Source organism: Cereibacter changlensis JA139, assembly GCF_003034985.1.
Taxonomy (GTDB): domain Bacteria; phylum Pseudomonadota; class Alphaproteobacteria; order Rhodobacterales; family Rhodobacteraceae; genus Cereibacter; species Cereibacter changlensis.
In genome coordinates this window covers 1-19,699 of the sequence record NZ_PZKG01000012.1, presented here as the reverse complement: position 1 = coordinate 19,699, position 19,699 = coordinate 1, and the positions used below count along the sequence as shown (strand labels likewise).

21 protein-coding genes are annotated in these 19,699 nt (G+C 68.6%); 14 read left to right on the top strand and 7 right to left on the bottom strand.

The annotated features are described in order from the left end of the window. Positions 1-12 precede the first annotated feature (12 nt). Positions 13-549 (bottom strand): invasion associated locus B family protein, encoded by a 537-nt coding sequence (locus C5F48_RS04455; protein WP_107662707.1) that lies wholly within the window; start codon positions 547-549, stop codon positions 13-15. Between the two features lie 170 nt (positions 550-719). Here C5F48_RS04455 and C5F48_RS04450 point away from each other — a divergent pair, with 170 nt between their 5' ends. After that, a complete protein-coding gene (locus C5F48_RS04450) occupies positions 720-1,712 on the top strand; it encodes an asparaginase (protein ID WP_107662745.1) in 993 nt (330 codons plus the stop codon). A 216-nt stretch (positions 1,713-1,928) separates the two neighbouring features. Next, positions 1,929-2,270, top strand: a complete 342-nt coding sequence (locus tag C5F48_RS04445; RefSeq protein ID WP_107662706.1) for a DUF2794 domain-containing protein — start codon at positions 1,929-1,931, stop codon at positions 2,268-2,270. Positions 2,271-2,276: 6 nt separating this feature from the next. On the opposite strand, the gene yaaA is transcribed toward C5F48_RS04445, so the two are convergent. From yaaA to C5F48_RS04430, 3 genes are read right to left on the bottom strand one after another with little or no spacing between them, the layout of a single operon-like run. Continuing rightward, entirely contained in the window at positions 2,277-3,047 is a 771-nt protein-coding gene (yaaA, locus tag C5F48_RS04440) for a peroxide stress protein YaaA (RefSeq protein ID WP_107662705.1), read from the bottom strand. Between the two features lie 2 nt (positions 3,048-3,049). Then, positions 3,050-5,086 carry a DNA helicase RecQ gene (recQ, locus tag C5F48_RS04435; protein WP_107662704.1) on the bottom strand — a complete coding sequence of 679 codons (2,037 nt, stop codon included), beginning with the start codon at positions 5,084-5,086 and terminating at the stop codon, positions 3,050-3,052. 5 nt (positions 5,087-5,091) lie between these two features. Continuing rightward, positions 5,092-5,481, bottom strand: a complete 390-nt coding sequence (locus C5F48_RS04430) for a YggT family protein (protein WP_502525972.1) — start codon at positions 5,479-5,481, stop codon at positions 5,092-5,094. A gap of 27 nt (positions 5,482-5,508) precedes the next feature. Between C5F48_RS04430 and C5F48_RS04425 the strand changes: the two genes are divergently transcribed. The 6 genes from C5F48_RS04425 (at position 5,509) to arfB (ending at position 10,633) form a co-directional block, all read left to right on the top strand. Next, positions 5,509-6,039: an acyl-CoA thioesterase gene (locus tag C5F48_RS04425; protein WP_107662702.1), complete on the top strand. Its 531-nt coding sequence runs from the start codon at positions 5,509-5,511 to the stop codon at positions 6,037-6,039. Between the two features lie 74 nt (positions 6,040-6,113). After that, positions 6,114-7,481, top strand: coding sequence for an MFS transporter (locus C5F48_RS04420; protein WP_107662701.1), 1,368 nt, complete (start codon positions 6,114-6,116; stop codon positions 7,479-7,481). Further along, a complete protein-coding gene (mepA, locus tag C5F48_RS04415) occupies positions 7,478-8,365 on the top strand; it encodes a penicillin-insensitive murein endopeptidase (protein ID WP_107662700.1) in 888 nt (295 codons plus the stop codon). The genes C5F48_RS04420 and mepA overlap by 4 nt, the downstream gene beginning before the upstream one ends. Then, on the top strand, positions 8,338-9,231 hold the full coding sequence (locus C5F48_RS04410) for an esterase-like activity of phytase family protein (protein WP_107662699.1): 894 nt from the start codon (positions 8,338-8,340) through the stop codon (positions 9,229-9,231). The genes mepA and C5F48_RS04410 overlap by 28 nt, the downstream gene beginning before the upstream one ends. A 91-nt stretch (positions 9,232-9,322) precedes the next feature. Beyond that, complete coding sequence (locus C5F48_RS04405; RefSeq protein WP_107662698.1) at positions 9,323-9,946, top strand: queuosine precursor transporter; 624 nt, start codon at positions 9,323-9,325, stop codon at positions 9,944-9,946. A gap of 264 nt (positions 9,947-10,210) precedes the next feature. Next, a complete protein-coding gene (arfB, locus tag C5F48_RS04400) occupies positions 10,211-10,633 on the top strand; it encodes an alternative ribosome rescue aminoacyl-tRNA hydrolase ArfB (RefSeq protein WP_107662697.1) in 423 nt (140 codons plus the stop codon). On the opposite strand, the gene pncB is transcribed toward arfB, so the two are convergent. After that, on the bottom strand, positions 10,630-11,922 hold the full coding sequence (gene pncB / locus C5F48_RS04395; RefSeq protein ID WP_107662696.1) for a nicotinate phosphoribosyltransferase: 1,293 nt from the start codon (positions 11,920-11,922) through the stop codon (positions 10,630-10,632). The two genes, arfB and pncB, sit on opposite strands and share 4 nt — an antisense overlap. Position 11,923: 1 nt before the next feature. Beyond that, positions 11,924-12,529 (bottom strand): bifunctional nicotinamidase/pyrazinamidase, encoded by a 606-nt coding sequence (pncA, locus tag C5F48_RS04390; protein ID WP_107662695.1) that lies wholly within the window; start codon positions 12,527-12,529, stop codon positions 11,924-11,926. Between the two features lie 103 nt (positions 12,530-12,632). Between pncA and trhO the strand changes: the two genes are divergently transcribed. From trhO to C5F48_RS04365, 5 genes are all read left to right on the top strand, one after another. Then, positions 12,633-13,511 (top strand): oxygen-dependent tRNA uridine(34) hydroxylase TrhO, encoded by an 879-nt coding sequence (trhO, locus tag C5F48_RS04385; RefSeq protein ID WP_107662694.1) that lies wholly within the window; start codon positions 12,633-12,635, stop codon positions 13,509-13,511. A 134-nt stretch (positions 13,512-13,645) separates the two neighbouring features. After that, the gene (locus tag C5F48_RS04380) at positions 13,646-14,416 is read left to right on the top strand and encodes an SDR family NAD(P)-dependent oxidoreductase (RefSeq protein ID WP_107662693.1); all 771 of its coding nucleotides are present in this window, start codon (positions 13,646-13,648) and stop codon (positions 14,414-14,416) included. Continuing rightward, positions 14,413-15,306, top strand: coding sequence for a 2-dehydro-3-deoxygalactonokinase (locus tag C5F48_RS04375; protein ID WP_107662692.1), 894 nt, complete (start codon positions 14,413-14,415; stop codon positions 15,304-15,306). The genes C5F48_RS04380 and C5F48_RS04375 overlap by 4 nt, the downstream gene beginning before the upstream one ends. After that, positions 15,303-15,908, top strand: a complete 606-nt coding sequence (locus tag C5F48_RS04370) for a 2-dehydro-3-deoxy-6-phosphogalactonate aldolase (RefSeq protein WP_107662691.1) — start codon at positions 15,303-15,305, stop codon at positions 15,906-15,908. The genes C5F48_RS04375 and C5F48_RS04370 overlap by 4 nt, the downstream gene beginning before the upstream one ends. Further along, entirely contained in the window at positions 15,905-16,774 is an 870-nt protein-coding gene (locus C5F48_RS04365) for an SMP-30/gluconolactonase/LRE family protein (protein ID WP_107662690.1), read from the top strand. Before C5F48_RS04370 ends, C5F48_RS04365 begins: the two co-directional genes overlap by 4 nt. Here C5F48_RS04365 and C5F48_RS04360 read toward each other — a convergent pair. After that, complete coding sequence (locus C5F48_RS04360) at positions 16,764-18,359, bottom strand: alpha-amylase family glycosyl hydrolase (RefSeq protein WP_107662689.1); 1,596 nt, start codon at positions 18,357-18,359, stop codon at positions 16,764-16,766. The two genes, C5F48_RS04365 and C5F48_RS04360, sit on opposite strands and share 11 nt — an antisense overlap. Before the next feature lie 199 nt (positions 18,360-18,558). Here C5F48_RS04360 and C5F48_RS04355 point away from each other — a divergent pair. Continuing rightward, on the top strand, positions 18,559-19,699 hold a 1,141-nt coding region (locus C5F48_RS04355), incomplete at its 3' end, for an MFS transporter (protein WP_107662688.1).

Sequence of the window (19,699 nt, the reverse complement as noted above, 5' to 3'; positions counted from 1 at the left end):
CGGCGCCGCGGCTTACTTGCAGCGCGCCTCGGCGTCGGTCATCGCGGCGGTGAAACCGGCGAGCGAGAAGGTGTCCTTGGTCTGGGTGCCGCGGCTGGAGCGCGCGGTCAGCACGGCGGTGGAGCCGCGCTTCATCGCCGCCAGCATCGCTCCATCGTCGCCGGTGCTCGACGGCCAGGCCCATTCGCCATCGGTGATCATCTCGAAACTGGTGCCGTCGATCGCCACGCTGACGGTCGAGCCGGGGGCGAAGGGATAGCCGCCGGTGAAGGAGATCTCGCCCTTGGCCCCGGTGCCGGGACGGAAGGTGACGAACAGCAGGATGTCGCCGCGGCGCGCGTCGACCGGCTGGCCGTCGCGGGTGTTCGCCGTCTGCTTCGGGCTCGACACGCCCCAGCATTCCTTCGGCGACGCCTCGGTGAACACGCTCCAGTCGGTCTTGGTGGCGACGCGGTTGGTCGATTCCTGCGCCAGCGCGACATTGACCGAGCCAACCCCGGCCAGTGCGGTCATTGCGCCGGCGAGGACGCGCCCTTTCCAGGTGTTCATGTCGTTACAGCCTCCAGCTGTCAGATGCCTCTGCCCGATCTACGTCGCTTTAAAAAGCGAGCTTTTCCTGTAGCGCAGGCCGTTTCAACTCGATAACCCTCTTTAACGCAAAGAACGTCGTTCATGAAAGCCCCATGGGCAGAAAATCGCGCATCCGTGAGGGGGTCGTCATGTCAGGTCCGGTTCCAATGGTCGAGCTTTGGCGCGGGGGGATGCTGGAAAGCAGCCACCTCGGCCATGCGGTGATCTGCAACGCCGCGGGCGAGATCGTCGTGGCCTGGGGCGAGCCGGAGCAACTGATCTTCCCGCGCTCCTCCTGCAAGATGCTGCAGGCGCTGCCGCTTCTGGAAAGCGGCGCCGGGGCGGGACTGAGCGAGGCGCAGCTGGCGCTGGCCTGCGCCAGCCATCAGGGCGCCGCGCTGCATACCGGCCTCGTCGGTCGTTGGCTGGCCGATCTGGGCCTCGCCGAGCCGGACCTGCGCTGCGGCAGCCATGGGCCGGGCGATGTCGAGGAGCGTGACCGGCTGATCCGCGGCCAGGAGCAGCCCTGCCAGATCCACAACAACTGCTCGGGCAAACACACCGGCTTCCTGATGCTGAACCGCCACCTGAAGGGCGGGCCCGACTACATCGAGCCCGACCACCCGGTGCAGCGCGCGGTGCGCGCCGCCTTCGAGGAGGTCACCGCCGAATCCAGCCCCGGCTATGGCATCGACGGCTGCTCGGCGCCGAACTTCGCCACCACGGTGCATGGTCTGGCGCGGGCGATGGCCTTCTTCGCCGCGGCGGAGGAGGGCGGCGACGCCCGGCAGCAGGCGGCCTTCCGGCTGACCCGGGCGATGGCGGCCTTCCCGGAGCTGGTCGCCGGCGAGGGCCGGGCCTGCACCGAGCTGATGCGGGCGATGCGCGGCAAGGTGACGATCAAGACCGGGGCCGAGGCGGTCTTCGTGGCGATCCTGCCCGAGCAGAAGCTCGGGATCGCGCTGAAGATCGTCGACGGCGGCACCCGCGCCTCCGAGGCGGCGATCGCGGCGCTGCTGGTGCGGCTCGGCGTGCTCGACCCGAACCACCCGGCGACGCTGAAGCGGCTGAACGCGGTGCAAAGCAGCTGGCGCGGCTTCGAGACCGGCATCCTGAAGGCCGCCGAGGGTTTCCCCGGCTAGACCCCCGCCGCCTCGGGACTGCGGCAGGGGCTTTGAACGGGCCGGCAGGGAAGCGGCCGGTGGGGGCCGGACCGCGCCGCTGCCGGCGGGGCACTCGCTACGCGCCCCGTCAGGGGGCGATGGCGGCGCGGGTAGGGTGGCCTCGCGGTCATTCGGCGGCGGGATTGCGGCGGGAGCCGGGCTTGCTTTGCGGTCCGAACCCGGTAAGCTCGACCCATGACCGTTCAGCCCCCGATCCCCTTCGCCCCGCAGATCCCGGAACAGGTCAGCTTCGATCGACGCGAACTCGGGATGATCCTGTCGCTTTATGGCCGGATGGTGGCCTGCGGCGAATGGCGCGACTATGGCCTGTCCTGCCTGCGCGAGATCGCCGTCTTCTCGGTGTTCCGCCGCACCGCCGAACATCCGCTCTACCGGATCGAGAAGCGGCCGCGGCTGCGCGGCAAGCAGGGCATGTATGCGGTCGTCGGCATGGATGGCCAGATCCTGCGCCGCGGCCATGAACTGGACGTGGTGCTGCGGGTGCTGGAGCGCAAGCTGATCCGCCCGGTGGACTGAGCCAGCTCAGCCCTGCCGCAGGAAGACCGGGCGATCCGGCTCCGACAGCTCCGGCTCATGGGCATAGCCGCCGGCGGTGAAGCCGTGGATCTGCTCCGGCTCGGTCAGCCGGTTCTCGGCGATGAAGCGCGCCATGGCCCCGCGCGCCTTCTTCGCCCAGAAGCTGACGATCTTCCGCTCTCCGCCGCGGTCCTCGAGGAAGGTCGGCGTCACCACCCGGAGCTTCAGCGCAGCGCGATCGGCGGCGGTGAAATATTCCACCGAGGCGCAGTTGATCAGCACCGTGCTGCCGGTCTCCGCCGCCGTGGCGTTCAGCGCCTCGGCCACCCGGTCGCCCCAGAAATCGTAGAGCGTCGCGCCGCGCGGATTGGCCAGCCGGCTGCCCATCTCCAGCCGGTAGGGCCGGATCGCGTCGAGCGGGCGCAAGAGACCGTAGAGCCCCGACAGGATGCGCAGGTGACCCTGCGCCCAACGCAGCGCGTCGGCGTCCAGCGTCTTGGCCTCCAGCCCGGCATAGGTGTCGCCGTCGAACAACGCCACCGCCGGGGCCTCCGGCGTGTCGGCCGCGTCGAAAGCGGCGAAACGGTCGCGGTTCAGCTCGGCCAGCGGTTCCGAGATATGCATCAGCTTGCGCAGCCCGGCCACCGTCAGGCCGCGGGCCACTTCGGCCAGTTCGGCCGCCTCGGCGGTGAAGGCGGGGCGGGTCGGGGCGAGGCCCTCGGGCAGGGCCAGCGGCGGCTCGGCGAGCCGCTTGGCGGGGGAAAGCACGGTCAGCAGGGTCAGGACTCCCGGAGCACGGCGAGGAAAGCCTCGCCAAAGCGTTCGATCTTCTGCGGCCCGAGGTCGGCGACCCGGTCCAGTTCCGACAGCGACGAGGGCCGCGCCTCGGCGATCTTGCGCAGCGCGGATTGCGGCAGGCTGAGGGGCTTGCCGGTGCCATCCTCGCCGCGCATCAGATCCACCTGCACCTCGGCCAGCCGGTCGAAGACCGCGCCCGCATCGCGCCCGGCCAGCCGGCGGCGCTGCGGATGCATCGCCTCGGCCTCGCCGGTGATGACGGCGAGGAAGGCCTGGCCGTAGCTTTCCAGCTTCTTCGCCCCGACCCCGGTGATATGCGCCATCTCGTCCAGCGAGCGCGGCCGCCGCTCGGCCATCTCGATCAGGGTGCGGTCGGTGAAGATCACATAGGCCGGCACGCCGCCGGCCTCGGCCAGCGCCCGCCGCTTGGCTTTCAGCGCCGACATCAGCGGCGCGTCCTCCTCGCTGACCATCGATTTCACCACCGGGCGCGAGCCCGCCGACTGGATCGTGTCGCGGCGCAGGGTGATCGCCGCCTCGCCGCGCAGGATCGGCCGCGCGGCCTCGGTCATTCGCAGCGCGCCATAGCGTTCCGGGTCGGGCCGCACCAGATCGCGGCCCATCATCTGCCGGAACACCGCGCCCCAGGCCGGTTTCGACAGATCGCGGCCCACTGCGAAGGTCGGCAGCTGGTCATGCCCCCGCTCGCGCACCTTGGCCGTCGAGGTGCCGGTCAGGATGTCGATCAGATGACCCGAGCCGAAATACTCGCCGGTGCGCAGGATGGCCGACAGCGCCTTGCGCACCGCCTCGGTCGCGTCGAAAAGCTCCGCCGGCCGGTCGCAGAGGTCGCAATTGCCGCAGGGCTGCGCCGTCTCGCCGAAATACCCCAGAAGCACCTGCCGTCGGCAGGCCGCGGCCTCGGCCAGCCCCAGCAGGGCGTTCAGCCGCGCGTGATCTGCCTCCTTGCGGTCCATCGGCGCCGCGCCCTCGTCGATCTGGCTGCGGCGCAGGCGGATGTCGTCGGGACCGTAGAGCGTCAGCGTCTCCGCCGCCGCCCCGTCGCGCCCGGCGCGGCCGATCTCCTGATAATAGCCCTCGATCGATTTCGGCAGGTCGGCATGCGCCACCCAGCGGATGTCCGGCTTGTCGATCCCCATGCCGAAGGCGATGGTCGCCACCACGATCAGCCCGTCTTCCTGCTGGAACCGCACCTCCACCCGCCGCCGGTCCTCGGCCTCCATCCCGCCGTGATAGTGGCAGGCCGAATGCCCCGCCTCGCGCAGCGCCTGCGCCAGCGTCTCGGTCTTGGCGCGGGTCGCGCAATAGACGATCCCCGACTGGCCCTTGCGCGAAGCGGCAAAGCTCAAGATCTGGTCGCGCGGCTTGTCCTTCACCGCGAAGGCGAGGTGGATGTTGGGCCGGTCGAAGCCACGCAGGAAGCTTTCGGGCGCCACACCGTCGAACAGCCGGGTGACGATCTCGCCCCGGGTCTCCTCATCCGCCGTGGCGGTGAAGGCGGCCAGCGGCACGCCCAGCGTGCGGCGCAGCTCGCCGATGCGCAGGTAATCCGGGCGGAAGTCGTGGCCCCACTGGCTGACGCAATGCGCCTCGTCCACCGCGATCAGCGTGACATTGATCCGGCGCAGCAGCGGCGCCGCCGAGGCCAGCCGCTCCGGCGCCATGTAAAGGAGCTTGATCCGCCCCTCGTCCAGCGCCTGGAACACGCCCTCGGTCTCTTCCTCGGTATTGCCCGAGGTCAGCGCCCCGGCCTCCACCCCCACCTCGCGCAGCGCCCGCACCTGATCCCGCATCAGCGCGATCAGGGGCGAGATCACCACGGTGACCCCGTCGCGGCACAGCGCGGGCAGCTGGAAGCACAGCGACTTGCCGCCCCCGGTCGGCATGATCGCCAGCACGTTGCGCCCCGCCAGCACCGCATCGACGATCTCCTCCTGCCCCGGGCGGAAGGCGGAAAAACCGAAGACGGTGGCGAGCAGATCCTTGGGAGCGGGCATCAGGGTCAGTAGAAGGCCGCCGCGTTGTTGATCAGCACGATGCGCAGCGCATAGACCGCCAGCAGCACCACCAGCGGCGCGAGGTCGAGCCCGCCCATGTTCGGCAGAATGGAACGGATGCGCGAATACATCGGCTCCAGCAGACGGTTCAGCCCGTCCCACAGCTGTGCGACCAGAGGCTGCCGCAGGTTCAGCACCTGGAAGTTGATCAGCCAGCTCATGATGATATGCGCAAAGATGATGAACTGGACGACACTGAGGATCAGAAGCAGGATCTGCAGCAGGGATTGCATGTCGGAGGGTCCTTCACGATGGGTTGCGCCACAGGTATAGGCGGCCCCGGCAAAGGGCAACCATTTCCGCAGCGTCCGGCCTTGACGCCGCAGCCGAGACATAGCAGCCGGGCAGTTAAGGAGAAATTGATGTATCCCTACGCCCGCCTCGCCTGGCAGATGTGGAAGGCGCGCCATGCGCCCAAGCTCGGCCTGCTCGATCCGCATCTGTCGCAGCACCTCTGCCTGCCCTGGGATCTCGACCCCTGGATCGAGCTGAACAACGGCCGCACGCTGACGCTTTACGATCTCGGCCGGGTGCCGATGGCGCGGCGCATGGGGCTCGACCTGGTGGCAAAGGCGAACGGCTGGGGCATGACCGTGGCGGGCAACTCGCTGCGCTACCGCAAGCGCGTCGTGCTCTTCGACCGGCTCGACATGGTGAGCCGCTGCATCGGCTGGGACGCGCGCTTCTTCTACATGGAACAGAGCATGTGGCGCGGGCAGGACTGCACCAGCCACATGCTCCTGCGCTCGGCAGTGATCTCCAAGGCCGGGATGGTGCCGCCGGCAGAGGTGGTGGCCGCGATGGGCCAGCCTGCCGAAAGCCCCGCCCTGCCCGACTGGGTGCAGCGCTGGATCGAGGCCGACGCGACCCGCCTCTGGCCGCCCCAGCGCTGACCCTTGGGCTGAGCCCTGCTTGCGCGGCGGACCGATTTCGGGCTTTCTGCGCGGCAGAACCTGCGGGGGGACCCATGGCAAGCGCGCGACAACGGATCTGGGGCTGGTTCTTCTTCGACTGGGCCAGCCAACCCTACAGCACCCTCCTGTTGACCTTCATCTTCGGCCCCTATTTCGCGCAGGTCGCGACGCAGCATTACATGGCCCTCGGCGCCACGCCCGAGGCCGCAGGGGCCGCCGCGCAATCCTACTGGGGGCTGACGCTCGGCGTCTCCGGCCTGCTCGTCGCCCTCCTCGCCCCGCTTCTGGGCGCGGTGGCCGACAGCACCGGGCGGCGGATGGTCTGGATCTGGGCCTTCTCGGCGGTCTATGTGCTCGGCGCGCTCGGGCTCTGGTGGGTGATGCCCGGCGGTGGCCTCCTCTGGGGCGCCGCCTGTTTCGGGCTCGGCTTCATCGGCATGGAATTCGCCACCATCTTCACCAACGCGCTCCTGCCCGCGCTCGGCGCCCACGACGAGATCGGCGCGATCTCCGGTTCGGGCTTCGCCTTCGGCTATCTCGGCGGCGTGGTGGCGCTGGCCGTCATGCTCCTCCTCTTCGCGGAAAGCGCCGAGACCGGCAAGACGCTGATCGGCCTCGATCCCGCGCTCGGCCTCGACGCCGCGGCGCGCGAGGGCACCCGCGCCGTTGGTCCCTTCACCGCGCTCTGGTATGCGGTCTTCATGGTCCCCTTCTTCCTCTGGGTGAGAGAGCCGCGCGCCACCCACCGCAAGCTCAGCCTGCGCCCCGCCATCGCCAGCCTGACCACCCTCGTGAAAAGCCTGCGCCACCGCCAAAGCCTCGCCGCCTATCTCGCCGCCTCGCTGTTCTACCGCGACGCGCTGAACGGGCTCTACGGCTTCGGCGGGGTCTATGCCTCGGGCGTGCTCGGCTGGAGCATCGTCGAGATCGGCAGCTTCGGCGTGCTCAGCGCCCTCACCGCCATGGTGGCCAGCTGGCTCGGCGGCCGCGCCGACAAGCGCTGGGGTCCGAAGCCGGTGATCGCCGTCTGCATCCTCCTGCTGGTCGCGGTCTGCATCACCGTCGTCGGCATGACCCGCGAACAACTCTTCGGCATGCCCCTGCCCGAAGGCTCCGCCCTGCCGGACCAAATCTTCTTCGCCTGCGGCGCGCTGATCGGCGCGGCGGGCGGGGCGCTGCAATCGGCCAGCCGCACGATGATGGTGCGCCACACCACACCGGACCGCGCGACCGAGGCCTTCGGGCTCTACGCGCTCTCGGGCAAGGTGACGAGTTTCCTCGCCCCCTCCCTGATCGCGCTGGTCACCTGGATCAGCGGATCGCAACGTCTCGGCATCTCGCCGCTGATCGCGTTGTTTCTTCTCGGGCTGGTTCTGCTACTCTGGGTCAAACCGAATGGTGAACAACAGGCAGGCCGATGATCCGCATACTCACGCTACTCCTCGGGCTGACGCTCGCACAGGGCGCCCAGGCGCAGCAACTGGCCAACCGGCTGTTCGGCGCGCAGGATGCGCCCTCGCGGCAGCAACCGATGCCGGTCGGCAGCTACGCAAGGGGCTGCGCCGCCGGGCTGGTGCAACTGCCGGAAAGCGGGCCGACCTGGCAGGCGATGCGGCTCTCGCGCGACCGCAACTACGGCCACCCCGAGCTGATCGGCTTCCTGCAGGCGCTGTCGGTCGCCGCGACCCAGGTCGGCTGGAAGGGGCTCTACATCGGCGACATCAGCCAGCCGCGCGGCGGGCCGATGACCTCGGGCCATGCCAGCCACCAGATCGGCCTCGACGCCGATGTCTGGATGCTGCCGCCGCCCCGGCTGAACCTGACGGTGCGCGAGCGCGAGACCATCAGCTCGATCCCGGTGCGCTCGGCCGACCAGCGCAGCGTCACCCGCAACTGGACGCCATCGCATCACGCGCTGCTGCGCGCCGCCGCCTCGGACGACCGGGTGGACCGGATCTTCGTCGCCGCCGCGGTGAAGATCGAGATGTGCAAGACCGCCCGCCGCAGCGACCGCGCCTGGCTGCAGAAGATCCGCCCCGTCGCCGGGCATGACACGCACTTCCACCTGCGGCTGAAATGCCCGCGTGGGGCGCGCTTCTGCCAGACCCAGACCCCCTCGGTGGCCGAGCTGTCCAAGGGCGGCGACGGTTGCGACGAGACGCTGAACTGGTGGGTCACCGACTACCTGAACCCGCCGAAGCCCAGCGGAAAACCGTCGAAGCCCGCGCCGCGCGCCAAGACCCCGCGCGAGTTCACCATGGCCGATCTGCCCGCCCAATGCGTCGACGTCCTGAACGCGCGCTGATCGCGGGTCTGGGACTGCTGCTTGCCACGGGCTGCCTCGCCGGAGAGCCGGCGCAGCTGCTCGGCAGCCATGTCCTGACCCGGCCGGGCGACCCGCTGTTCGGCGGCCTCTCCGGCATCGAGGTGTCCGAGGCGGGCGACACGATCACCTTGCTTTCCGACCGCGGCAGCTGGACCCGGGGCAGGCTGCAACGCGATGCCGAGGGCCGGATCGTCGCCGTCGACCTCGCGCCGATGCAGCCCCTGAAGGGCAGGGGCGAGGCCCCGCTGGAGCGCAGCCGCAGCGACAGCGAGGGGCTGGCCATCGCAGCCGACGGCGCGGCCTATGTCTCCTTCGAGGGCGCGGCGCGGGTGCTGCGATACCGCGATCTCGGCGGCTCGGCGGAAAACCTTCCGGTCGCGCCCGAGTTCCGCCGGATGCAGGGCAACGGCGCGCTGGAGGCGCTGGCGGTGGATGCCGAGGGCACGCTCTACACCCTGCCCGAACGCTCCGGCGGCACGACCCGGCCCTTCCCGGTCTACCGCTTCCGCGATGGCGAATGGGACCAGCCCTTCAGCCTGCCGCGCGAGGATTCCTTCCTGCCTGTCGGCACCGACATCGGCCCCGACGGCCGGTTCTACCTGTTGGAGCGCCAGTTCCGCGGCCTCCTGGGCTTCGCCAGCCGCGTCCGGCGCTTCGCCATCGACGGCGACAGCCTCTCGCCGGGCGAGACGCTGCTGCAGACCTCCGCCGGCACGCATGACAATCTCGAAGGCATCTCGGTCTGGCGCGACGCGGCGGGGCGGCTGACGCTGAGCCTCGTCGCCGATGACAACTTCGCCTTCTTCCAGAGCACCCAGATCGTCGAATACCGCATCGCCGATTGACAGCGGCGCGGCGCGGGTCTACGCCGCGCCGTCTCATCTGCCCCCTCGATAGGGGCCAAGTCTCCGCGACCTTGTCAAAACGGAACCCGAAATGACCCGCTCCTACACCTTTGGCGTTCTCGCCATGGCCATCGTCGTGGTGGCCTCCAACATCCTCGTGCAGTTCCTCTTCGGCCAGTGGCTGACCTGGGGCGCCTTCACCTATCCCTTCGCCTTCCTCGTCACCGACGTGATGAACCGCGTCCACGGCGTGCAGGCCGCGCGCCGGGTGGTCTGGGCGGGTTTCGCCACCGGCCTCCTCTGCTCGCTCGTCGGCACGCAGATCATGGGCGAGTTCGGCCCCCTCGTCTCGCTGCGCGTGGCGCTCGCCTCCGGCACCGCCTTCCTCGTCAGCCAGATGCTCGACATCACCCTGTTCGACCGGCTGCGCGGCGGCAAATGGTGGCGTGCGCCGCTGGTCTCCAGCCTCGCGGGCTCCTTCCTCGACACGGTGATCTTCTTCGGCATCGCCTTCTCCGCCAGCCTCGCCTTCATCGAACCGGGCAACGACGTGTCCTGGGCGAACGAGGCGCTGCCGCTCCTGGGCTCCGGTCCGCTGGCCCCGCTCTGGGTCTCGCTCGCCACCGCCGACTGGGGTGTCAAACTTCTGCTCGCTTTGGTGGCACTTTTGCCCTTCCGCATCATCGTGCGGCGCATGACCGCACGGCTTGCGTAAAAAACCTTGACGCACACAAAATCTGTGCCACCTTTCCCTTATCGGCAACCATTTGAAAGGAGGTGATCCAGTGTCTAGAGTGATATTGGAGAGACGCGTCGGGACAGTCAGTGGGGGTGTTTGCTGAAGGCAGACCTTCGGTCGACAGACCGCTGATTGGATGATGTTCCTAACTGGCTCATCTCCTTGAACTCGGAAAGGGTCGCCAGCCGTGGCGACCCTTTCTCCGTTTCCGACCCTGCCCTGCGCCAACGAGTGACCTTCATGCTGCGGATCAACGACACCATCACTCTCGCCGACTGGGAGCTGACCGAGAATTTCTCGCGCTCCTCCGGTCCCGGCGGGCAGAACGTGAACAAGGTGGAAACCGCGGTGGAGCTGCGCTTCGAGGCGGAACGCTCGCCGCATCTCTCCGGCCCGGTGAAGACCCGGCTGAAACGCCTCGCCGGTCGGCGCTGGACGCTGGACGGCGCCATCGTCATCCGCGCTGAGGAGACCCGCAGCCAGATCCGCAACCGCGAACTGGCCCGCGAACGTCTGGTGGAGATGATCCAGGCCGCGCTCGTCGCCCCCAAGCGCCGCATCGCCACCAAGCCGACGCTGGGCAGCCAGCGCCGCCGCCTTGCCGCCAAGGCGGTGCGCGGCGAGGTGAAGGCCGGCCGCGGCCGCGTCGCGGAAGAAGACTAGACCAGCACCTCGACCGGCTTCTGCGCGCCGACGCCGAACACCCGCTTGTAGCGCTCGATCTCCGAGGCCGGGCCCATCGCCTTGTTGGGATTGTCCGACAGTTTCACCGTGGGCCGCCCGTTGGCCGCAATCGCCTTGCAGACGAGGCTGAACGGCGCCAGCGCATCGTCCTGCACCAGCCCGCGGAAATCGTTGGTCAGCATCGTGCCCCAGCCGAAAGACACCTTCACCCGGCCGAAGAACTGCCGGTGCAGCTCCTCGATCTTCTCCACGTCCAGCCCGTCCGAGAAGATCACCAGCTTGCGCCGCGGGTCTTCGCCGCGACTCTTCCACCACTCGATCGCGGTCTCGGCCCCCTTGGCCGGATCGCCGCTGTCGATGCGGATGCCGGTCCAGGTCGACAGCCAGTCGGGCGCGCGCTGCAGGAAACCTTCGGTGCCGTAGGTATCGGGCAGGATGATCCGCAGGTTGCCGTCATGCTCCTCGTGCCAGTCGGCCAGCACCTGATAGGGCGCCTGCGCCAGCTCGGCATCGCTGTCGGCCAGCGCGGAATAGACCATCGGCAGCTCATGCGCATTGGTGCCGATGGCCTCGACCTCGCGCCGCATGGCGATCAGGCAGTTCGAGGTGCCGGTGAAGGCATCCTCCAGCCCCTCCTGCATCGCCTGCACGCACCAGTCCTGCCAGAGGAAGGAATGCCGCCGCCGCGTGCCGAAATCGGCGATCTTCAGCCGCTCGATCTTCTTCAGCCGCTCGATCTTCTCCCAGAGCTTGGTCATCGCCCGGGCATAGAGCACCTGGATCTCGAACCGGCCCATCTTCTCCAGCACGGCGCGGCTGCGCAGCTCCATCAGCACGGCCAGCGCCGGGATCTCCCACAGCATGACCTCGTGCCACTTGCCCTCGAAGGTCAGCTCGTACTGCCCGTCGCGCTTTTCCAGATGGTAGGGCGGCAGCTGCATGCCCTCGAACCATTCCATGAAGTCGTGCCGGAACATCTGCCGCTTGCCGTAGAAGGTGTTGCCGCGCAGGAAGGTGCTCTCGCCCCGGCTGAGCCGCAAGGTGCGGATATGGTCCAGCTGCTCGCGCAGTTCGCCCTCGTCCACCAGCTCGGCCAGACGGATGCTCTTCGTGCGGTTGATCAGGCTGAAGGTGACGGTGGTCTCCGGCTTGTTGCGGAACACCGACTGGCACATCAGAAGCTTGTAGAAATCGGTATCGATCAGCGAGCGGACGATCGGATCGATCTTCCATTTGTGATTGTGAACCCGGGTCGCGATATCGGCCATCTCAGTGCTCCAGAGCCACGCCGGCGGCCCGCATCTCTGCGCGCGCCTCGGCCAGCGAGCCGTTCAGGTCTATCCCGGCGCAAGCGCCCTCCAGCACGGTCACGGCAAAGCCGAGCCGCGCCGCGTCCAGCGCCGAATAGGCGACGCAGAAATCCGTGGCGATGCCCACCAGCGTCAGCGCCGTGACGCCCCGCGTCCGCAGATAGCCCTCCAGCCCCGTGGGCGTGCTGCGGTCATTCTCGAAGAAGGCCGAATAGCTGTCGATCCCGGCCCGGAACCCCTTGCGGATCACCAGATCCCCCGGATCGGTCGCGAGCGCGGGATGGAACGCCGCCCCCGCCGTCCCCTGCACGCAATGGGTGGGCCAGAGCACCTGCGGTCCGTAGGCCATCTCGGTCATCGAAAACGCCTCGGCCCCGTGGTTCGCCGCGAAGGAGGAATGATCCGCCGGATGCCAGTCCTGCGTCAGCACCTTCACCGGAAACTCTCCCAGCAGGCCGTTGATCCGCGGGATGATCGCATCGCCCCCGGCCACGGCCAGAGCACCGCCGGGGCAGAAATCGTTCTGCACGTCGATGACGATCAGGGCTTCGGTCGCTGGCCGCATCGGCGCCTCCTCGCACAGCATTAACGCTTTGGGTAAGTGCGCATCCCCCATACGTCAATGGCAGGGCTTGCATTTTCAGGCCCCGAGGGCCAATCAGCCGCGCATGATCACCGTCGCCGCGCTCTATCATTTCACCCGCCTCGCCGATCCCGCGGCGCTGATCCCGCCGCTGCGCGCGCTGGCCGAGGCGGAAGGCGTGCGCGGCACCCTGCTGCTCGCCCCCGAAGGCGTGAACGGCACCATCGCCGGCAGCCGCGCAGGCATCGACGCCGTGCTCGCCCATCTCCAGACCCTCTGCCCCGGCCTCGAATGGACGGAAAGCCACGCCGAGACGCTTCCCTTCAAGCGCCTCAAGGTCCGGCTGAAGCGCGAGATCGTCACCATGGGCCAGCCCGACGTCGACCCGCTGGCCCGCGTCGGCCATTACGTGGCGCCGCAGGACTGGAACGCGCTGATCTCCGACCCCGACGTGGCGGTGATCGACACCCGCAATGCCTACGAGACCGCCATCGGCACCTTCCAGGGCGCGATCGACCCCGGCACCGCCAGCTTCCGCGACTTCCCGGCGTGGTGGCAGCAGAACCGCGAGCGCTTTACAGGCAAGCGCATCGCCATGTTCTGCACCGGCGGCATCCGCTGCGAGAAATCCACCAACTACCTGCTCGGTCAGGGCGTGCCCGAGGTCTTCCACCTGAAGGGCGGCATCCTGAAATACCTCGAGGAGGTGCCCGAGGCCGAAAGCCGCTGGCAGGGCGAATGCTTCGTCTTCGACGAGCGCGTCTCGGTCGGCCACGGCCTCGTTCCCGGCGGCCACACCACCTGCCACGCCTGCGGCGACCCGCTGGCCGGGGCCGACAGGGCGAGCCCCGCCTACGAGCCCGGCGTCTCCTGCCCGCGCTGCATCGACCGCTATTCCGAGGCCGACAGGGCCCGCTTTCGCGAGCGTCAGCGCCAGATGAGCGAAGCCGCCGATCGGGGATAGGCCGCCGCACGCGGGTCTTGACGCATCGCCGACAATGCAAGACACCAAGGCGGCAACCCGCGCCAAAAAATCTTGAGAAAGATTTTTGCAAGAATTTTTCAAAAATTCTTGCGCGCCCAGATCGAAGGCCTCGCATGACCGACGACCCGAGCTTCCCAGACCTCCGCAACGCCTCCGTCTTCATCACCGGCGGCGGCTCCGGCATCGGCGCCAGCCTCACCGAAGGCTTCCTGCGCCAGGGCGCGAAGGTCGCCTTCGTGCAGCGCTCCGACGCCTCGGCCTTCTGCGACGAGATGGAGCAGGCCACCGGCAACCGCCCGCTGTTCATCCCCTGCGACATCACCGATATCGCCGCGCTGCAGGCGGCCATCGCCAAGGCGGCCGAGGCGCATGGCCCGGTCACCGTGCTGGTCAACAACGCCGCCAACGACAAGCGGCACGAGACGCTGGAGGTCACCGAAGACTTCTGGGACTGGTCGATCTCGATCAACCTGAAAGCCTATTTCTTCGCGGCGCAGGCCGTGCTGCCCGGGATGAAGGCGGCAGGCGGCGGGTCGATCATCAACTTCTCGTCGATCTCCTACATGATGGGCAACGCGGGCTACCCGATCTACACCACCGCCAATTCCGGCATCAACGGCCTGACCCGCAGCCTCGCGCGCGAATTCGGCCCCGACCGGATCCGGGTCAACGCGCTGGCGCCGGGCTGGGTGCTGACCCAGAAGCAGAAGGATCTCTGGGTGACCGAAGAGGGGCTGCAGGCCCATGTCGACCGGCAATGCCTGAAGGACACGCTGGAGCCTGCCGATATCGTCGGCGGCGTGCTGTTCCTCGCCTCGAAGGTGTCGAAGATGATGACCGGCCAGTCGCTGGTGATCGACGGCGGGGTCGTGGTGACCGGATGACGGCTGTTCCCGCCGACTGGATCGCGGTCGACTGGGGCACCACCCATCTGCGCGCCTATGCGATGGGCGCGGCGGGCAAGCTGGCGGAGGCCTCCTCGACCGAGGGCATGGGCAGCCTCGGCCGCGACCAGTTCGAACCCGCGCTCCTGCGGCTGATCGAGCCGTGGCTCGGCCCCGGGACCACCCGCGTCATCGCCTGCGGCATGGTCGGCAGCCGTCAGGGCTGGGTCGAGGCGCCCTATCGCAGCACGCCCTGCCTGCCGGTCGATCCCGCGGCGCTGCTGCGTATCGAGACGCGAGACCCGCGTCTCGCCGTCCACATCGTCCCCGGTCTCAGCCAGTCGCAGCCTGCCGACGTTATGCGCGGCGAGGAAACCCAGATCGCCGGCGCGCTGGCCTGGATGCGCAATTTCGACGGCGTGCTCTGCCTGCCCGGCACCCATTCCAAATGGGTGCAGGTCTCGGCGGGCGAGGTCGTCAGCTTCCAGACCTGCATGACCGGCGAGCTTTTCGCGCTGCTCTCCACCCAGTCGGTCCTGCGCCACGGCATCGGCGAGGGCTGGGACGAGGCCGCCTTCCAGACCGCGCTCTCCGACACGCTCTCCCGCCCGGAGCGTCTGGCCTCGCGCCTGTTCTCGCTCCGCGCCGAAGGGCTGCTGGCAGGCCTGCCGCCTGCCACCGCCCGCGCGCGGCTCTCGGGCCTGCTGATCGGCATGGAACTGGCGGCGACCAAGCCCTACTGGCTCGGCCAGCCCGTCGCGCTGATCGGGGCCGAGGCCTTGTCGCAGACCTATGGAAGCGCGCTGCAGACCCAGGGCATCACGGCCAGGATCCTCCCCGCCACCGAATGCACCCTCGCCGGCCTCGCCGCCGCACAGGAGGTCAAATGACCCGCCCGCTGATTGCCATCCTGCGCGGCATCACCCCGCCCGAGGCGCTCTCCGCCGCCGCGGCGCTGATCGAGGCCGGGATCACCACGCTGGAAGTGCCGCTGAACTCGCCCGACGCCTTCGCCAGCATCGAGGCGATGATCGGCGCTTTCGGCACTGACGCCACCATCGGCGCAGGCACCGTCCTGACGCCCGAGGAGGTGACCCGCCTTGCCGGGATCGGCGGCCAACTGGTCGTCTCGCCGAACTGCGACCCCGAGGTGATCGCCGCCACCAAGGCCGCAGGCCTGCAAAGCTGGCCCGGCGTCTTCACCCCGACCGAATGCTTCGCCGCGCTGAAGGCCGGGGCCGACGGGCTGAAGCTCTTCCCCGCCAGCCTGATCGGCCCCGAGGGGCTGAAGGCGATCCGCGCCGTGCTGCCCCCCGCGACGAAAGTCTACGCCGTCGGCGGCGCCAGCCCCGCCAATTTCGCCACATGGCGCAAGGCGGGGGCCGACGGCTTCGGCATCGGCACCGCGCTCTACACCCCCGGCCTCTCTGCCGGCGAAATATCCACCCGCGCCCGCGCTCTCGTCGCGGCCAGTGACGAGGCGATGGCATGATCTTCGACACCCGCCCCTGCACCCTTGGCGAAGGCCCGCTCTGGCACCCCGAGCGCCAGCAGCTGTTCTGGTTCGACATCATCGGCAAGCGGCTGATGACCCGCTCAGACGCTGAACCGGGGGCTGGCCCTGAGGAGTGGCAATTCGCCGAACACTGCTCCGCCGCCGGCTGGATCGACCGCGACCGGCTGCTGATCGCCTCCGAAACCGCGCTCTTCCGCTTCAACCTCGCCACCGGCATGCGCCACGACCTCTGCGCGCTGGAGGCGGACAAACCCGGCAACCGTTCCAACGACGGCCGCGCCGATCCTCAAGGCGGGTTCTGGATCGGCACCATGGGCAAAGCGGCGGAAAAGGGCGCCGGCGCCGTCTACCGCTACCACGGCGGCGCCCTGCGGCGGCTCTACACCGGCGTCACCATCCCCAACGCCATCTGCTTCACCCCCGACGGTCGCCACGCCCATTTCGCCGACACCGATCTCGGCAAGGTCTGGCGCGTGGCGCTCGATGCCGAGGGCTGGCCCGCCTCCGAGCCCGAGCCCTTCCTCGACCTCGCCGCCGAGGGGCTGAACCCCGACGGCGCGGTGGTCGATGCCGAGGGGCTGTTCTGGAACGCGCAATGGGGCGCAGGCCGCGTCGCCGCCTATGCGCCCGACGGCAGCCTCGTGCGCTCCGTCAGCTTCGACGCGCCGCACACCTCCTGCCCGGCCTTCGGCGGGCCGGGGATGACGACGCTGCATTGCACCACCGCACAGCAGGGGATGGACGCCGCCGCCCGCGCCGCGCATCCTTTCGCGGGGATGACCTTCGCCGCGCGCGAGATCGCGCGCGGTCAGGCCGAGCCCCGCGTCGCCCTCAGCCGGTGACGCGGCAATAGCCGAAGCCGTTCGGCCCCAGCCGCAACGCCTCGCCCTCCAGCACGGCAGCCTGTGACGGACCGTCGAGCCTGACCGCCCCCGGCACCGTCACCGAAACCGGCGCGCGGCCGAGGTTGAACACGCAGGCCAGCGCCTCCCCGTCCAGTTCCCGCACAAACCCCAGCACCGGCTCCGGCAGGTCGAGGAACCGGCTCCGCCCCGCCACCAGCACCCGGTTCGCCTTCCGGAACGCCAAGAGTTCCCGGTAGGTCTCCAGCACCGACCCCGCGACCCCCTCCTGCGCCGCCACGTTCCGCGCCAGCTGCGGCGGCTTCACCGGCAGCCAGGGCTTGCCTTCGGTGAACCCGCCATTCGCCGACGCGTCCCAGGCCATCGGCGTCCGGCAACCGTCGCGGCCCTTGTAATCCGGCCAGAAGGTGAAGGCCGGCGGGTCGGTCAGCTCGTCATAGAGCACATCCGTCTCGGTCTGCCCCAGCTCCTCGCCCTGATAAAGGCACACCGACCCTTCGAACGACAGCAGCATCCCCGCCGCCAGCCGCGCCAGATCGTCCTGCGCGCCATGTTCGGCCCAACGCGTCACATGCCGGATCACGTCATGGTTGGAGAACGCCCAGCAGGGCCAGCCCTCCGGCGCCGCATCGTAGAAGCTCTCGATCTGGTGGCGGAAATGCGCGGCGGTGAAATGCTTCTTCAGCATCTCGAACGTATAGGCCATGTGCAGCCGCTCGGGCCCGCTGGTGTATTCGGCCATGATCTCCAGCCCGCGAAGATCCTCGCCGACCTCGCCCACCATGGTCCGCCCCTCGTATTCATCCAGGAGCGCCCGCATCCGCAGCAGGAAGCCGATGTTCTCGCCTTGCGTCTTCGAGAACCGGTGGTCCTGCATCTCGTAGGGGTTCACGGCGGGCCGCAGCGCATTGGCCGGGTTCGGCGGGTTCGACCGCAGCTCCGCATCGTGGAAATAGAAGTTAACCGTGTCCAGCCTGAACCCGTCCACCCCGCGCTCCAGCCAGAAGCGCATCTGCTCCAGGAGCCAGTCCTGCACCTCGGGATTGTGGAAGTTGAAATCCGGCTGGCTCACCAGGAAATTGTGCAGGTAATACTGCCGCCGATGCGCGTTCCACTCCCAGGCCGAGCCGCCGAAGACCGACAGCCAGTTGTTCGGCGGGCTGCCATCCGGGTTCGGGTCGGCCCAGACATACCAGTCGGCCTTGGGGTTGTCGCGGCTCGACCGGCTCTCCTTGAAGAACGGATGTTCCGAGGAGGAATGGCTCAGCACCTGATCGATGATGACCTTCAGCCCCAGCCCATGCGCCCGCTGCAACAGCGCGTCGAAATCCGCCAGCGTGCCGAACAGCGGGTCGATCGCCGTGTAATCCGACACGTCATAGCCCATGTCGTCCATCGGCGAGGGGAAGATCGGCGACAGCCAGATCGCATCCACCCCCAGCCCTGCGATATGGTCGAGCCGCCGGGTGATCCCGGCAAGATCGCCGATCCCGTCGCCGTCGCTGTCCTGAAACGACCTCGGGTAGACCTGATAGGTCACCGATCCGCGCCACCAATCCTGCATGAAGACCTCGCATTCCGTTCCGTTCGCAGAAGACCTAAGTCCCCGAGGCAGGATTGAAACCGCCCCCCGCCGGTTTTCGTGCAGCCTGGGCTTCCGACCGCCGCCACGCATCACGGATCGCAAACCCTCGCATCACGAAATAGATATTGACCCTGACCCAGCGTCACCGCACCTTCGCCGCCTGCCCCCGGAGCGCGCCATGACCAAAGCCCCCCTCTTCACCCCCGTGCTGATCGCCGGATGTGTCATCCTGATGCTCAGCTTCGCGATCCGCGCCAGTTTCGGCGTCTTCCAGATCCCGATCGCCGAGGAATTCGGCTGGATGCGCTCGGACTTCTCGATGGCCATCGCCATCCAGAACCTCGCTTGGGGCATCGGCCAGCCGATCTTCGGCATGCTGGCCGAACGCTTCGGCGACCGGAAGGCGATCATCGCCGGCGCGGTGCTCTATGCCGCGGGGCTCGTCCTTTCCAGCTTCGCCGTCACCCCGGGCCAGCACCAGTTCCTCGAGATCCTCGTCGGCTTCGGCATCGCCGGCACCGGCTTCGGCGTCATCCTCGCCGTGGTCGGCCGCGCCGCCTCGCCCGAGCATCGTTCGCTCACCTTGGGCATCGCCACCGCCGCCGGATCGGCGGGGCAGGTCTTCGGTGCGCCGGTGGCCGAGATCCTGCTCGGCTTCTACAGCTGGCAGGTGGTCTTCATCATCTTCGCCGCGGTGATCCTCGCCGCCCTGATGGCTCTGCCCTTCATGCGCGCCCCGATCACCGCCACCAAGGCCGAGCTCGAGGAATCGCTCGGCACGGTCATGCTGCGCGCTTTCCGCGACCCGTCCTTCACGTTGATCTTCGTCGGCTTCTTCTCCTGCGGCTATCAGCTGGCCTTCATCACCGCCCATTTCCCCGCCTTCGTGACCGAGATGTGCGGCGCCATCGACCCCACCGGCCCCTTGGCGGCTCTCGGCATCACCACCACCTCGGCCTTGGGGGCGGTGTCGATCTCGCTGATCGGGCTGGCGAATATCGCGGGCACCATCACGGCGGGCTGGCTCGGCAAGAAATACTCCAAGAAATACCTGCTCGCGGCGATCTACACCGGGCGCACCATCGCCTCGGCGCTGTTCATCATGCTGCCGATGACGCCCGCGACGGTGCTGCTGTTCTCGCTCAGCATGGGCGCGCTCTGGCTGGCCACGGTGCCGCTGACCAGCGGGCTCGTCGCGCATCTCTACGGCATGCGCTACATGGGCACGCTCTATGGCTTCGTCTTCCTCAGCCACCAGATCGGGTCCTTCATGGGAGTCTGGCTCGGCGGCAAGCTCTACGACCTGCACGGCGACTACA

Bases quoted from the DNA above. Each gene is read 5' to 3' on its own strand.
- C5F48_RS04365 (WP_107662690.1), top strand. From the start codon at position 15,905: ATGATCTTCGACACCCGCCCCTGCACCCTTGGCGAAGGCCCGCTCTGG.
- C5F48_RS04430 (WP_502525972.1), bottom strand. From the start codon at position 5,481: ATGTCTCGGCTGCGGCGTCAAGGCCGGACGCTGCGGAAATGGTTGCCC.
- C5F48_RS04425 (WP_107662702.1), top strand. From the start codon at position 5,509: ATGTATCCCTACGCCCGCCTCGCCTGGCAGATGTGGAAGGCGCGCCAT.
- arfB (WP_107662697.1), top strand. From the start codon at position 10,211: ATGCTGCGGATCAACGACACCATCACTCTCGCCGACTGGGAGCTGACC.
- C5F48_RS04360 (WP_107662689.1), bottom strand. From the start codon at position 18,359: ATGCAGGATTGGTGGCGCGGATCGGTGACCTATCAGGTCTACCCGAGG.
- pncB (WP_107662696.1), bottom strand. From the start codon at position 11,922: ATGGCCGATATCGCGACCCGGGTTCACAATCACAAATGGAAGATCGAT.
- mepA (WP_107662700.1), top strand. From the start codon at position 7,478: ATGATCCGCATACTCACGCTACTCCTCGGGCTGACGCTCGCACAGGGC.
- C5F48_RS04380 (WP_107662693.1), top strand. From the start codon at position 13,646: ATGACCGACGACCCGAGCTTCCCAGACCTCCGCAACGCCTCCGTCTTC.
- C5F48_RS04445 (WP_107662706.1), top strand. From the start codon at position 1,929: ATGACCGTTCAGCCCCCGATCCCCTTCGCCCCGCAGATCCCGGAACAG.
- C5F48_RS04455 (WP_107662707.1), bottom strand. From the start codon at position 549: ATGAACACCTGGAAAGGGCGCGTCCTCGCCGGCGCAATGACCGCACTG.
- C5F48_RS04450 (WP_107662745.1), top strand. From the start codon at position 720: ATGTCAGGTCCGGTTCCAATGGTCGAGCTTTGGCGCGGGGGGATGCTG.
- trhO (WP_107662694.1), top strand. From the start codon at position 12,633: ATGATCACCGTCGCCGCGCTCTATCATTTCACCCGCCTCGCCGATCCC.
- recQ (WP_107662704.1), bottom strand. From the start codon at position 5,086: ATGCCCGCTCCCAAGGATCTGCTCGCCACCGTCTTCGGTTTTTCCGCC.
- C5F48_RS04420 (WP_107662701.1), top strand. From the start codon at position 6,114: ATGGCAAGCGCGCGACAACGGATCTGGGGCTGGTTCTTCTTCGACTGG.
- C5F48_RS04410 (WP_107662699.1), top strand. From the start codon at position 8,338: ATGCGTCGACGTCCTGAACGCGCGCTGATCGCGGGTCTGGGACTGCTG.
- C5F48_RS04375 (WP_107662692.1), top strand. From the start codon at position 14,413: ATGACGGCTGTTCCCGCCGACTGGATCGCGGTCGACTGGGGCACCACC.
- pncA (WP_107662695.1), bottom strand. From the start codon at position 12,529: ATGCGGCCAGCGACCGAAGCCCTGATCGTCATCGACGTGCAGAACGAT.
- C5F48_RS04405 (WP_107662698.1), top strand. From the start codon at position 9,323: ATGACCCGCTCCTACACCTTTGGCGTTCTCGCCATGGCCATCGTCGTG.
- C5F48_RS04370 (WP_107662691.1), top strand. From the start codon at position 15,303: ATGACCCGCCCGCTGATTGCCATCCTGCGCGGCATCACCCCGCCCGAG.